Source organism: Peptoniphilus koenoeneniae (genome assembly GCF_030812875.1).
Lineage (GTDB): Bacteria > Bacillota > Clostridia > Tissierellales > Peptoniphilaceae > Peptoniphilus_B > Peptoniphilus_B koenoeneniae.
Genome location: NZ_JAUSTN010000009.1, coordinates 20413 through 34174, shown reverse-complemented (window position 1 = coordinate 34174; position 13762 = coordinate 20413). Strand labels below are relative to the sequence as shown.

Below are 13762 nucleotides of genomic sequence, written 5' to 3'. Positions count from 1 at the left end.
TTGCATTTCGAGTATTTGCTGTTTTAGCTCTACTATTTCATCCTTTGAGGCCTGGGCCCCTCTTCCGGTTCTCCTCTTGGTCTATCTTTTTCATTCATTAGTGCGGCTACTCCCTGTGATACATATAGTTTTCTCCATCTGTAGATTGATGTCCGACTATAACCGGTTTCCTCAGAAACCAATTGTACGTTTTCGCCCTTCATAAAACAACGCTCTAAAATTGCGAACTTGGTCTCTACAGAAGGATGCAAAGGATGCTCTTTAGAGTTGTTTATCCTTTTGCGCTCTGCTTTATCCTCAGGAGGATTTGAGCGTCCCCGGATCCATTTATACATACCTTGCCGACTGGGATAGCCAAGCTTTTGTATGACTTTAGTAACTGATTGAAACTCATCATGCAGTTGCAATGCGGTTTCTCGTTGTTCTTTTGAATACATTTCCTGCTCCTTGATATCTTCTTTTGACTTTTTTACCTCTACGGGGTAAGTTTCTATTTGTCAGATTGAGGAAGTAACCTTTGCTGATGTAGTTGTAGAGGGTTTTTGTACAAATCTCGGTTTCAAAAGAGAGTCCTTCGTTTTCGATCTTCATGATTACCGCATCCGGTGAATACTTTTTCTCTATTATCCAGTATTCAACAAAATCATGGAAGAGCTGATCTTTACCTAACTTTAAAGAGGGACCTTTTGCCGTGGTATTGGAATCAATGAGATCTTGTGCTACATCGGCGCAATAGGAAGTGTATTCTTTCCACAGGATATCACGCTGCGTGATTTCGCCCCTTTTGAGCTCTCGGCTGATTGTTGAGCGATGAACGCCAAGCATTTCTGCCATCTTACTCTTTGATATTCTCTCCTTAGCAGGTTTCCTGTGATTCTCCATGACCATCCTTTCTAAGGTTTGACGATCTTGATAAGTTAAATGGCTTCCTTTTTCTCGAGTAGTGGTACAATATACTTAATCCATGGCTTCTCCTTTGTGTTTTTGTGGGTAGTAACACTTTATCAGATTAGCCATGGATTATTTTATTTATTTGTTGCATTTCATATTACAAGTCACCATAAAGTGTATTCCGAAAAAGTTAGTTGACGCTAACTTAAAATGATGCTACAATAAAACTGACAGTTTTGTCAGTTTTATTTACAAAGAGAGGTATAGATTTTGGAAGGGAAAAAACAGAAAGTCAGTCAAATCAGAAAAAAAGAAATATTAGATGCAGCTAAAAAGGTTTTTTTAAGGAAGGGTTTTGCTGACACGGTAATGGAAGATATTATTGTTGAAACCTCGCTTTCTCGAGGAGGTGTGTATTACCATTACAAAAATAAAGTTGAAATATTACATGATTTAATGCGAGAAGGTATGGCTTATCGAGTCGATAAGATTAATGAAGTTCTGGCAGAGTATCCGGGAGAGTTAGATGCTAATGCTGTAGCACATATGATTGTCGATAAAGTACTTGATGAAAGTGAACTCATGAGCGTATATGCCATATATCTTCAGGCTACGAAAAACAATGAGGACCTAAAGAATTTGTTCCCAATTTTGGTCGAAGAATCCTTAAAGGCTACATATATAGGAGTTAAAGTTGCAAAGAAAGATGGGTGTGAATATCTCACAAATGACTTTTTAATATTTTTTATGAATACAGTTATACTAGGTTGTGAAATCTTAGATGGGGCAAGGGATAGCTTTATAAATAATAGAGAGTTTTTTATAGAAATAATAAAACTGTTTATTGACAGTTATGAAAAAGGTAAAATAAGGTAATTTTTTTAAACTAATAGTTAGTATAAGCTAACTGAAAAGGAGATGAGTTAATGAAGAAAAAAAATGATGAGTTGATTTGCTCTGCTTCGGACAGCAAGAAACTCAAGCAAAATAAAAATTTAATAAAAGAGGTAGAGAGTTTAAACTTGGATGTTCCTGATGAGATTATGCAGCGAATCGAAAGTGATGTAGAGCAAAGCGAAAAAAAACCTAAAATCAGTATGGGTGGTTTAAATAAAGCACTTATGAGTGTAGCACCTGAGTATAAGGGTAGGATGCGAATTTCTGTTATTTTTGCCTGCATTGGAGAGCTTTTTAGTTTTTCTACTTATTTTTTTAGTGCTTATGCAGCAGGATGGCTTATAAAAAATGCCGGGGGTAATCCGGTCAGCTTTCATGCGTTAATGAAATATGCTTTTTTTGCAATAGGATCACTGCTCCTTTACTTTATATTTTCAGGATTCAGCACAACCATTTCACATAAAACCTCTTTTTCCATACTTGCAAAACTTAGACAGACTTTGTTTGAAAAATTAAAGGTAATTCCAATGGGGTACTTGGTGGATAATCCTGTAGGTAAAATTAAGGTAATTATCATGGATCGAGTAGCAGATATGGAAGACTGGGTAGCCCATTTGATGCCTGAACTACCTAGCAGGCTTTTGCATCCGATACTTTGCACAGTTATTTTGTTTTATTTAGATTGGCGCATAGGATTATCAATATTTGTGCCGCTACCAATTGTTTTTTTAGCGATGATTACAATGATGTATAAATACCGTAGTAGAATGGCGGTGTGGCTATCAAGTTATGCTAATGTTGCCGACAGAAGTGCGGAGTATGTTCGTGGAATTCCTGTAATCAAAGCATTTGCACAAGACAAAGTTTCGTATGGAAAGTTTGCAGATGCAGTAAAATTCTATCATTTTTCAACGATGAAATGGTGGAAGCAAAGTTGGTTTGGCAAAGCACTTATGACGGCTGCAATGATGACACCACAGATAGTGAGCTTACCTTTAGCTTTCTATTTATATGGGAACGGGCAAATAGGCATTGAAACATTGCTTTTATCACTTATTCTGCCAATTGCTATCCTTCCACAAGCTTTTGCAATCATGATGAGCTTTGAACTTTTTCAGATGGCTTCCAATACTTGGGTATCCATACAAGAATTGCTTGATATGCCTGATCAAAAACGTCCTGATGCAGAAAATAAAGTTACTATAGATAGGGGCAAGGGAATAAAATTTGATAAGGTAAGTTTTTCTTATCATGACGGAACCGAGGTATTGCATAATATTTCTTTTGAAACAAGCCCCGGAGAAGTGACTGCGCTTGTCGGGCCTTCAGGTGGTGGAAAATCTACAATTGCAAAGCTTTTAGCAGGATTTTGGGATCAGTCATCGGGTAAAATTTCCATTGGTAATGTTGATACAAAGAATATTTCATTTAAACAGCTTGCTGAAGAGATTTCTTTTGTTTCACAAGATAATTTTCTTTTCGATGTAAGTATTAGAGATAATATTCGTCTTGGAAAGCCTAATGCATCCGAAGATGAAATTATTGCGGCAGCAAAAGCTGCTCATTGCCATGACTTTATTATGGCACTTCCTAAAGGGTATGATACAAAAGCAGGAGAAGCAGGAGGAGCAATGTCAGGCGGTGAAAGACAGAGAATAACTCTTGCCAGAGCAATTTTGAAACCTGCATCAACCATTATTTTGGATGAGGCAACAGCTTATGCCGATCCTGAAAATGAAGCTCTCATCCAAGAAGCAATATCGAATCTCGTAAAGGGGAAAAATCTTGTGATGGTTGCTCATAGGTTAAATACAATCAAGCAGGCACACCAAATAATTCTAATCGATAAAGGTCAAATTATAGCCAAGGGTAAACATGAAGAACTGATGGAAGAGCCACTTTATGCAAGCCTGTGGAAACAATATTTAGGGGAGGAATAAGACATGGAGTTTATAAGATTATCATTCAAACTGGCAGGACAGTATAAAAATCGTCTTAAGGCAGGAATGTTTCTTATTTTTCTGCAAAATGCTTCAATGCTGTTTGGATTTTTCGCTCTCTTTCTTGCATTCGGTTGGATGAATGAAACTACATGGGAGCATATTTGGACAATTTTCGGAGTGCTTTTTGCTTCCTTTCTTTTTAATTTTTTGACAGGCTGGGCGAAAAGCGGTCTTAGTGACGGTGTTTTCTTTGGCATTTTCAAGGACTACAGACTTGCAGTTGGCGAAAAACTTAAAAAGGCGCCTATGGGATATTTTGCAGAACAAAGCCTATCAAGAATTATGGCGGCATTTACCAATGTTATGAAGAGTCTTGAAAATTACTCTGCAATGAGTATCGACTTTGCTGTTTCAGGCATTTCAATATCCTTTTTTCTGTTGGTTGGGATGTTCGGTGTAAATACTAAAATTGGATTTTTAACTTTAATTTGTTTAATTCTTATTTGGCTATGCATGTCTCTTATGGTTAATCAAGCAAAAAAAGAGGTTGCACGTGAGCATGCAGCTATTACAAAGGTGGGTGATGCGTTAGTTGATAGCATTAGCGGGATTCCTGTGCTTCGCAGTTTTCCGTTTGCAGATGAAGGTGTTGTTGAAGAAATACATTCTAAATTGGAAAATGCTTCTGAAGAACTTAGACTCTCTCAAGTACATTTTGAAATCGTCTTTGTTATTTATGCAAGAATTTTTTCTACTGTTATTAATCTTTCGAGTCTACTTGTTACATTATTTTCTTGTTATCTTTATACGAAAGGGGAAGTTTTATTACCACAAGCGCTTACTGTTTCAGCTGCCGGCTTTATGATTTTCGGCGGTTTAAAACAACTTGAAAATGCAGCCATCCTCATGGTTAAAAATCCTGCCAATATGCAATATTTGGATGAGGTTTTAGATATTCCTGAAATAAGTGACGGGACTTTGGAAGTTATGGAAAATCAGGATATCGTCTTTGATAAGGTGAGCTTTAGTTACGACAAAGGGAAGCCTGTTTTAAAAGACCTTTCATTTACTATTCCACAAGGGTCAAAGACAGCTATCGTAGGACCGTCAGGATCCGGAAAAACGACAATAATCAATTTGATCTCTCGTTTTTATGATGTTGACAGTGGTGAAATAAGATTAGGAAATAGGGATATACGAGATTATAAAGTAGAAAGTTTACTGAAAAATCTTTCACTTGTTTTCCAAAATGTTTATCTTTTTCAAGATACTATAGAGAATAATATTCGCTTTGCAAATCCTAAGGCAAGTCATGAAGAAGTAGTGGAAGCTGCTAAAAAGGCTCGTTGCCATAATTTTATTATGGAACTTCCTGATGGCTATAACACCATGGTAGGTGAGGGTGGCAGTTCTCTTTCCGGTGGTGAAAAACAACGAATTTCTATTGCTAGAGCATTACTTAAAAATGCACCTATTATTCTTTTAGATGAAGCGACCAGCTCCGTTGATCCTGAAAATGAATATGAGATTTTGGCCGCGGTTGAGGAATTGTCCAAAGGACACACTGTAGTTTCGATAGCTCACAGACTTTCAACTGTGAAAAAAGCCGATCAGATACTAGTGATTGATGACGGTAAATTGGTTCAAGAAGGCAAACATAACGATTTGATAAATAGAGAAGGAATTTATTCAGCATTTATCAAGGCAAGAGAGCGAGCTGCAAGCTGGAGATTGTAAAAAAAGTAAACGATTAAAAGCAACCGACATTTAAGAATTAAAAAGCTTTGTAAAGCACATATAGACAATTTTTGAAGCGATTAAGAATAAAATAACTTAGTCGCTTTTATATCGTGATTTTTAAATTACGTAAATTGCAATAACAAGTTGAACATTGGCAGTTGAATCGTTCATCAGGCAACACAGGAGTAAATTTTGTCAAGTTCGTCCTCAAAGAGTGTATCTGGGGGGGGGCGGTAGCCGAACGACTTCCGTGGAAGGTCATTGCACCAGATCTCAATCTGAGCAATCTGTTCGTCGGAGCAGCTGTCAATTTGTTTTCCCTTGGTGATGAATCTGCGGATCAGACCATTATACGGCATTCCCTTTGCCATTTTTCGTCCTGCAACGAGCACGCAGACCTATTTCTTGATGTAGGGTTATCATCAGGGTAGTCTTGATACATGTGGAGGCAATAACGTTGTTGTCAAGAACTAAGTAAAATGAAGAAACCTTAGCCACTGAACTTGATTATGAATTTGTCACAAAGTTTACTAAAGAGTTTATCGAATTATATAATGGGATTTATTTTTAAACAAAGATAAATTAGAATTTTTAGGATAGCTTGTTTATATTGGCTTAATAAAAAAACAGCATTGCAACTGTTGGTTGACATATTTCCAAGGCAGCTTGGTAGTATGAAACCGATTTGTTTGATATAACTAAACCATATAAGAAAGGAGTGTGCGTTATGAACATGGCAGACAGAATACAGTATTTGAGAAAAACAAAAGGAATTTCACAGGAAGAACTTGCAGGCAAGATTGGAGTATCTCGGCAGGCGGTTTCAAAATGGGAAAGTGGACAAAGCTTGCCGGATTTGGAAAAAATAATTACCATGAGCGATTACTTCGGAGTTACAACCGATTACATTCTAAAAGGAATTGAACCAGTTGCAGATAAAGAACAGAAAAGCTCTGAGCTAAAAAGCAAGATACTATATATCGCATCAACAGCATTTGTTTGGATTGGATTATTTAGTGCTTTTGCAGGCTGGTATGAAAGGCAAACCATGGATACCCTATGGGGTTCAATGATTATTAAGGCCGTTGGAATTGCTGGATACTTTATAGGGCGGTTACTCTCTGCAGCAAGGGCACCTTTCGTTGTCAACTGGCTTAATCTCAGCGGGTTCTTGTTCATGCCACTTTCTATGGTTACGGGTGTAATTTCTATCGCATTTTTCAAACAAGGGTGGATTGCCCCATACCCTATCAGCATAGCTCATGTTGTATTGTTTGCTATAGTGTATATTAGTATTTGTGCCATAAGCTTTATTTTGTTGAAAAGACGAACAACAGGAGCTCCGGTTTGATGACAACTCCCGGTTTGTAGAGCGAATGCCTTTTAAGGATAGGCTTATGTTATCGTTAAAAAGCATGTGGATATGTTTCCACATACATACAAGAATTCATGACATACTTAGTGTTCACCCGTTTCACTTGAAGAGTCTAGCCTTGATACAAAAGATATAAATTTAGAAATCCTGCATTTTAAGCAGTTTTATAAGCATTTTGTATTTGATAAAGATGAAGAAGGATACGTCAAAAAGACTCAAAAAAACTACATGGATGTAAGAGTAGTTTTGAGACTAGTATGAGGAAACACAAAAAATATAATTAACTCATTTTGTACTTTCTACAAGAGTGGCTTAAAAGGCTGCTCTTTTTTTATATAGGTGATTAATATCGAGAGTATAAAGGGCAAGATAAGAAGCTTGGCAGAGAAGAAAAATCTAAAGTCACAAGAAGTTCTGCAAATATTGAATAAAAAAATTTTAATAAATATAAAATAGATAAAAGCACTTAATAATGACGATGTATTGACGCTGCACGAATAAACCTATATAATTATCCTAAAGGAGATGATGAAATGGCTACAACAAATTTGAATATAAGGACTGATAAAGAAATAAAAGAAGCAGCAGAAAAAATCTATTCTAGTTTAGGTTTAAATATGACTACTGCAATTAACATGTTTTTAAGGGCGAGTATTAGAGAAAGTGGCATTCCTTTTGATCTAAAACTTGATATTCCAAATGATGAAACTATAAAAGCTATAGAAGAAGGAAGAATGATAGCAAAAGATAATAAGGTCAGAGCTTACGATAATATGGATGATTTGAGGAAGGCCCTTGAAGTATAAAATAAAGTTTACAAGTAGGTTCAAAAAAGACATAAAGCAGGCTAAAAAGCAAGGAAAAGATATTGAGAAACTCTTTGATGTTATTGAAAAAATAGCAAAAGATGAAGCTCTTGACGAGAAATATAGAGATCATTCATTAGCTGGAAATTACAAAGGGACTCGAGAATGTCATATAGAGCCAGATTTTTTGTTGATATATGAAAAAATAGAAGAGTTTTTAGTATTATCTCTAGTAAGAACTGGCTCACACGCAGATTTGTTTAAGTAAAACAATATGAATGAGATACTTCTATGACCTGTACCTTAATGAAAATAAGTATATTGGAGATCTGACATTTGATAAGGTGGTTGGTGTAGTTACAATTTTATCAAATAGAATTAATGAGATGTAATTTAACAGACACTGTATAGCAAATTATAGACAAGAAAATATTAAGTATTGGAGAAGTGGAATTATTCTACTTCTTTTTTGTTTCAAAATATGCTATAGAATATGATCTTTCGTATTTTTATAAATTGAGTATGGGCTGTAGATGGATGGCATTTAAATGAAGATACCAAGATTTTCTCATCAGTTTTTTCACTCTTAGTTATATAATCTATTGCCAAACTTAGAGTTGATTTTATAGGATGTATTTTTGTAATTGCCATATTAGTCACCATTGCTTTCTTTTGATTTATTAAGAAGTAGGGAGTGGATCTGCCATATTTCTTTTGATAATTTTTCTATCTGTTTATTCATTGATTCAATTTCATTTTTGTAAATAACACCAGTTGTATTAGTAGCTTTTGCAATCTGATTTATATTATTTGTTGCATTTGAAAGTAGCCATTGTAGGTTTCTAAATGGCTCTAAGTCTACTACATAAATCTCTTTTTCTAATACACATTTTCTAAGAAAGTGGGACATAGTTTTGCAATTTGCAAGTTTCATTTTCTTTTCAAAAACTTCTTTTTCTTCATCTGTTAAATATATTTTTAATTGATTATTTCTTTTTCTATTATCCATAGCATATCTCCTTATCATAAAATATTGGGGTCTTAGGGTTCTCCCTAACAAGGTAAAATTGATAAAAAAAAGAAGCAGTCCATAAAGGTTCTGCTTCATCAATTTTTCGTAAGTGGGTACTCACTTACTGTGCTTGCTCATATACTAATAGTATAAGAACAGCTTTAAGCACATATTGAATTCTAATATTAGTTTAAGTAATTGTACTTCTATATTTACTTGGTGTGATTCCATAAGTTGATTTGAATATTTTAGCAAAATGTCCTGTGTGTGTATAGCCAACTTTTTCTGCTATCGTAGATATTTTATACTCGGGATTTTTCAGCAATAATAATGCCTTATTAAGCCTTAGTTCTTTTAAGTACTCGTAGGGAGGAACACCGTAGTATTTGCGAAAAGCTAATTGAAATCGTGCAGGACTCATTAAAGCAATTTTAGAGAGTTCAAGTCCGTCAATATGAACCGATAAATCTTTTTTCATAGCTGATACAGCCCTTTTCAGATTTTGCTTATCTTTTTTAGTTAAGACAACGGATATATTTTTTTCCTTTTCTTCTAACTCTGTAATTATGATAGATAATAGTTCCATAACTTTGCTTTCCAAATATAAAGGCAAAATCTTTCCTTCAGCTTGGGATTCTCTTATCTGTTGAAATATAAAATTCAACTGCGGAGAATTTTGAGTTTTTAACAAATAAGAATTAAGAATCTTTGCTTTTTCATATTCAAAATCATCATATTTTAATTTTAAGAAAGTATCAAAGTATTCTTTGGTTAGGATTATTTTCGTAAACTTTACAGGCTTATTTGCCTCACAATAGGTATAAGTTTTCTTTTCTGTATTTAAGTAACAATATATACCTTTTTCTACATTATTTAACTTTCTGCCACCGACTTTAAATGAACTGCTTTCTGTTTCAAATTGGCTAATCTCTAAATACTTTTCAGATACTTCGGTTATTTTCTCCATTGTTTCATTTGGAGTAAAGTTAGCAATTAAAATTAGAATTAAACGGCTGTCAAATTTTAGTATGCGAAAAGTACCTTTGCCAAAATGGGGATCTATTTTAAAGATTTGTTTGTTTTCAGTTGATAAAGTTGGAACAGGAATAAAAGGAGCGCCATGTACTAAGTTTGTTAAATAATCAATAACTGTTCTATCCATCAATTCTACTCACCTCTTTTAATATCACAAATTTATTTTATTATATCACAAATTTATAAAAATGTAAATAGAAATACTGATAAAAAGCTTATAAATAAAGGGATTACAAGGAATATCAAAATTCATAGTTAGATTTTGAGTTATAAAAAATTAGCTTTATAATGAATGTAGTTAGTTAGATACGGCTAACAATTATGAAAGGAGATGGAATAACTAATGGAAAAAAAGAAGACAGGGATATCTTATGTATTCCAATTAGCAAAAAATGAGAGAAAAAAGCTACATTTAGGAATGTTTTTATCTGTCATTTCTGCGGCTTTATCATTAGTTCCTTATTTTGTAGTTTATAAGATATTACTAATGATATTCCAGAAAAACATTTCGTATACAGAAATTTTAATGTGGGCAGGTATAGGAATTATAAGTGCTGTTTTGCAAGCAATACTAATGTCCTTTGCGGGCATTTTATCTCATACAGCAGCTTTTAACACAATACACAGAATTAAGCTGAAAGTTGTAAATCATATTTCAAAATTTAATTTGGGATTCTTTCAAGAGCATGCCCCCGGAGAAATTAAAACATTGTTGTTTGATGATGTAGATAGAGTTGAAAATTTTTTGGCTCATAGCACTTTGGAATTAGCTCAGGTGGCAGTTGTTCCGGTTATTATGTTCATTTTCATGTTGAAATTAAATTGGATGATGGCATTTGTTATGCTTATTCCTATGATTTTGGGATTAGGAATTCCTATGATGCTAATAAAAAATTATCCGGATATGTCAACGGAGCTATCCGAAGATATTGCTGATTTAAATGCTTCGGCAAACGAATTTATAAAGGCTATGCCTGTAATAAAAATGTATCATTTAACAGCAGAAAAATTTGAACAATATAGAAGCTCATTGAATGCGTATATTACTTGTTGGAAAAAGATGTGTGTGAGTTCTTGCTATCCTTTATCAATAACTTTAGTGGTTTTGGATTCAGCAATCTTATTTACATTGCCGTTCGGAGGATATTTCTTTTTGAGAAATTCTTTATCAGCAACATCCTATTTGCTATTTATTATGCTTACAATGTGCTTTTTTGTTTCGTTCTTAAATATGGTAACAATCTTTATGCAATCTATGGAGCTTGGAAGCGGATTGGATAACATAAAAAAAATAATGGATATGGATGAATTGAAAGACGGAACAAAAATCATAAACAAGAATGAGTGTATGAAAATAGATTTTAAAGACGTTACTTTCAGTTATGACGATGAAGAAACAAAAAATAAAGCATTACAACATATAAATTTATTCTTAAAACCGAATACAATAAATGCTTTTGTGGGACCTTCCGGTGCAGGCAAGACAACTGCTGCACAATTGATTGGGAGGTACTGGGATGTAACAAGTGGAGCAATTAAAATTAACGACATACCGATCAATGAATTAAAAATAGATAATTTGATGGACATTACATCATTTGTTTTTCAAGATGTATTTCTTTTGGAGGACACTCTCTATGAGAATATTCGTATGGGAACAGATGCAGATGAAAATAAGATTATTGAGGCTGCAAAAGCAGCACAAATTCATGACTTTATTATGAGTTTACCGAATGGATATCAGACAAGAATCGGGGATCAAGGGGTGAAATTGTCAGGTGGACAGCAACAAAGAATCTCAATCGCTAGGGCAATACTCAAAGATTCTCCAATTATTATTTTTGATGAAGCAACTTCCTATTCAGATATAGAAAATGAGTACCAGATACAGTTAGCACTTCAAAACTTGTTGAAAAATAAAACAATTATTATGATTGCTCATCGTTTGCATACTATTAAGAATGCAGATCAAATTGTTGTATTTGATGAAGGGGAAGTCGTAGAGGTTGGAACACATAAAACTCTTTTAGAAAGAAAAGGGGTCTATGAAAGTATGTGGAACACATACACAAAAGATTACTTTGGAGAGGGGGTAAGTGCAAATGCTTAAGATTATTAGAACACTTCTGAAAGATAAAAAAGAAAAATTGTATTTACCGATTTTTCTAATGGTTATTGATTCGATAGGAAGCATTGTTTTGTATTTAATGCTCTATTTTACCGTAGTTAGTATATTGCAAAATACATTAACTAAAACCTTAATCATAGAATATACGGTAATATGTTTCATCAGTATGATTGCAAGGATACTGATTTATAGGCATGCATACTATTTGAGCTTTTCAAGAGGAGCTGAAATGTGTGGAGATATGCGTTTGGATTTAGCAAATCATTATAGGAGTTTGAGCCTTGGTCATTTCCAAAAAAATAGTAGTGGTTATCTATTATCAACTCTTACAAAAGATTTGAGTAGTTTTGAACTGATCATAACGCACACCTTGCCATCGGTTATTAAAACGGCAGTTACAGCAATATTGATTTTATTAGGCACATTTTTTATCGATTGGAAGCTCGCATTATTAGAGTGTTTAGTATTGCTTATCGCATATCCTATGTTGATATGGGGCAACAAATTGATAGAAAAATACGGGGCAAGAAAAAGAAATTTAAATTCTAAGATGATTTCTATTATTTTAGAGTACATTCAAGGTATGAAAGCGTTTAAGTCAGCTAATATGACAAGTGAACATTTTGAAAGAATGATAAATACACTTGAAAATGTTAGAAAGACAAGCGTAAACGCAGAAAAGAAAATGGCGTTACCTACAAGTATGTACTTTATCACAGTTAACTTTTTGCTTCCGATAGTTCTTCTTATAGGAGGATATTTGCTTATAGATGGTAGTGTTAAAACTGAACAGTTTGTAGCTTTTATGCTTATGAGTTTAGCATTATCTGCACTTCTTATTGCCTTTCAACATTCCTATGGACTATTGAAAGATTTGAAATTAGCTGCAAGTAATCTTGAGAAAGCTTATGAAACGAAGCCATTGCCTTATTCTGAAAATGAAGTTGAATTAGAAAATTTTGATATTCAATTTAAGAATGTAAATTTTTCTTATGATAGAAATAAAACGATTCTGAACAATATTTCGTTTGAAGCAAAAGAAGGAACTTCTACAGCTTTAATTGGTCCTTCCGGTGGAGGAAAAACTACAATCGCTAATTTGATTGCAAGATTTTGGGATGTAAATAGTGGAGAAATTATAATTGGTGGAAAAAATATAAAATCCATAAAACCTGATGTGTTGCTTAAATATGTTAGTCAGGTTTTTCAAGATAATGTACTGTTAACCGATACTGTTTATAACAATATCAGGGTTGGAAAACCTAATGCAACAAAGGAAGAAGTTTATCAAGCTGCAAAATTAGCTTGTTGCCATGAATTTATTTTGAAAATGAAGGATGGATATGAAACGGAAATAAAAGATGGAGGAAGTACATTATCCGGCGGTGAACGACAAAGGATTGCTATTGCAAGAGCGATTCTGAAGGATGCACCAATTCTTTTGTTGGATGAATCTACAGCTTCTCTTGATCCTGATAATGAAGCTAAAATCAATAATGCTTTGGAGCATTTAATGCAAGGAAAGACAGTTTTTGTTATTGCTCACAGATTGAATACCATTAAAAACGCTAATCAAATTATTTTGATAAATAACGGAAGAATTGAAGAACAAGGAAATCATAATGAACTTTATGGAAAAAAAGGACATTACTATGAAATGGTAAATACACAGGAAAGAGCGAAAAAGTGGATGATAAAGGAGAATAGTTATGGAGAGGCTTAGTACTTTGAAAGAAAAGACAAAAGGTAAAGTTGTTGAAATTATTGGTGATACACATTTTCAAAGCAGAATAATATCTATCGGAATAACTGTCGGAAGCGATGTTGAAGTTATCCAGAATTATAAAAAGCAACCTATTCTCATTTATTGTAGAGATACGATGATAGCTGTCAATAAGATAGAGGCAGAGAAAATAATGATGGAGGTGCTTTGAG

Annotated in this window: 14 protein-coding genes and 2 pseudogenes; 10 read left to right on the top strand and 6 right to left on the bottom strand. The window is 33.9% G+C overall.

Translation table 11 applies throughout. The features are described from left to right. Positions 1-32: 32 nt before the first annotated feature. Positions 33-437: a helix-turn-helix domain-containing protein gene (locus J2S72_RS08100; RefSeq protein ID WP_036739184.1), complete on the bottom strand. Its 405-nt coding sequence runs from the start codon at positions 435-437 to the stop codon at positions 33-35. Further along, the gene (locus J2S72_RS08095; protein ID WP_238318865.1) at positions 394-834 is read right to left on the bottom strand and encodes a hypothetical protein; all 441 of its coding nucleotides are present in this window, start codon (positions 832-834) and stop codon (positions 394-396) included. Before J2S72_RS08095 ends, J2S72_RS08100 begins: the two co-directional genes overlap by 44 nt. A gap of 327 nt (positions 835-1161) precedes the next feature. On the opposite strand from J2S72_RS08095, the gene J2S72_RS08090 reads away from it, so the two are divergent. The 3 genes from J2S72_RS08090 to J2S72_RS08080 are packed head-to-tail and all read left to right on the top strand — an operon-like array spanning position 1162 to position 5468. Then, a complete protein-coding gene (locus tag J2S72_RS08090; protein ID WP_023055133.1) occupies positions 1162-1767 on the top strand; it encodes a TetR/AcrR family transcriptional regulator in 606 nt (201 codons plus the stop codon). Positions 1768-1817: 50 nt separating this feature from the next. After that, complete coding sequence (locus J2S72_RS08085) at positions 1818-3728, top strand: ABC transporter ATP-binding protein (RefSeq protein WP_023055110.1); 1911 nt, start codon at positions 1818-1820, stop codon at positions 3726-3728. 3 nt (positions 3729-3731) lie between these two features. Next, complete coding sequence (locus J2S72_RS08080; protein WP_023055149.1) at positions 3732-5468, top strand: ABC transporter ATP-binding protein; 1737 nt, start codon at positions 3732-3734, stop codon at positions 5466-5468. A 173-nt stretch (positions 5469-5641) separates the two neighbouring features. On the opposite strand, the gene J2S72_RS08075 is transcribed toward J2S72_RS08080, so the two are convergent. Then, complete coding sequence (locus J2S72_RS08075) at positions 5642-5842, bottom strand: hypothetical protein (RefSeq protein WP_155803720.1); 201 nt, start codon at positions 5840-5842, stop codon at positions 5642-5644. A 362-nt stretch (positions 5843-6204) separates the two neighbouring features. Here J2S72_RS08075 and J2S72_RS08070 point away from each other — a divergent pair, with 362 nt between their 5' ends. From J2S72_RS08070 to J2S72_RS08055, 4 genes and pseudogenes are all read left to right on the top strand, one after another. Then, entirely contained in the window at positions 6205-6822 is a 618-nt protein-coding gene (locus J2S72_RS08070) for a helix-turn-helix domain-containing protein (protein ID WP_238318866.1), read from the top strand. A 363-nt stretch (positions 6823-7185) separates the two neighbouring features. Continuing rightward, positions 7186-7269, top strand: a pseudogene (locus J2S72_RS08770) (nucleotidyl transferase AbiEii/AbiGii toxin family protein); the annotation flags it as partial. A gap of 110 nt (positions 7270-7379) precedes the next feature. Next, the gene (locus J2S72_RS08060; protein WP_023055106.1) at positions 7380-7652 is read left to right on the top strand and encodes a type II toxin-antitoxin system RelB/DinJ family antitoxin; all 273 of its coding nucleotides are present in this window, start codon (positions 7380-7382) and stop codon (positions 7650-7652) included. Then, a complete protein-coding gene (locus tag J2S72_RS08055) occupies positions 7642-7920 on the top strand; it encodes a type II toxin-antitoxin system YafQ family toxin (RefSeq protein WP_023055115.1) in 279 nt (92 codons plus the stop codon). Before J2S72_RS08060 ends, J2S72_RS08055 begins: the two co-directional genes overlap by 11 nt. A 230-nt stretch (positions 7921-8150) precedes the next feature. Here the strand turns inward: J2S72_RS08055 and J2S72_RS08050 are convergent. From J2S72_RS08050 to J2S72_RS08040, 3 genes and pseudogenes are all read right to left on the bottom strand, one after another. Next, positions 8151-8303, bottom strand: a pseudogene (locus J2S72_RS08050) (relaxase); the annotation flags it as partial. 1 nt (position 8304) lies between these two features. After that, positions 8305-8661: a plasmid mobilization protein gene (locus J2S72_RS08045; RefSeq protein WP_023055095.1), complete on the bottom strand. Its 357-nt coding sequence runs from the start codon at positions 8659-8661 to the stop codon at positions 8305-8307. Positions 8662-8854: 193 nt separating this feature from the next. Beyond that, positions 8855-9826: a helix-turn-helix transcriptional regulator gene (locus J2S72_RS08040; protein ID WP_307495312.1), complete on the bottom strand. Its 972-nt coding sequence runs from the start codon at positions 9824-9826 to the stop codon at positions 8855-8857. Between the two features lie 216 nt (positions 9827-10042). On the opposite strand from J2S72_RS08040, the gene J2S72_RS08035 reads away from it, so the two are divergent. From J2S72_RS08035 to J2S72_RS08025, 3 genes are read left to right on the top strand one after another with little or no spacing between them, the layout of a single operon-like run. Continuing rightward, positions 10043-11809 (top strand): ABC transporter ATP-binding protein, encoded by a 1767-nt coding sequence (locus tag J2S72_RS08035; RefSeq protein ID WP_023055132.1) that lies wholly within the window; start codon positions 10043-10045, stop codon positions 11807-11809. Beyond that, positions 11802-13550, top strand: a complete 1749-nt coding sequence (locus J2S72_RS08030) for an ABC transporter ATP-binding protein (RefSeq protein WP_036739187.1) — start codon at positions 11802-11804, stop codon at positions 13548-13550. Before J2S72_RS08035 ends, J2S72_RS08030 begins: the two co-directional genes overlap by 8 nt. Next, the gene (locus J2S72_RS08025) at positions 13537-13761 is read left to right on the top strand and encodes a FeoA family protein (RefSeq protein ID WP_002416391.1); all 225 of its coding nucleotides are present in this window, start codon (positions 13537-13539) and stop codon (positions 13759-13761) included. The genes J2S72_RS08030 and J2S72_RS08025 overlap by 14 nt, the downstream gene beginning before the upstream one ends. The last annotated feature ends 1 nt before the right edge of the window (position 13762 follow it).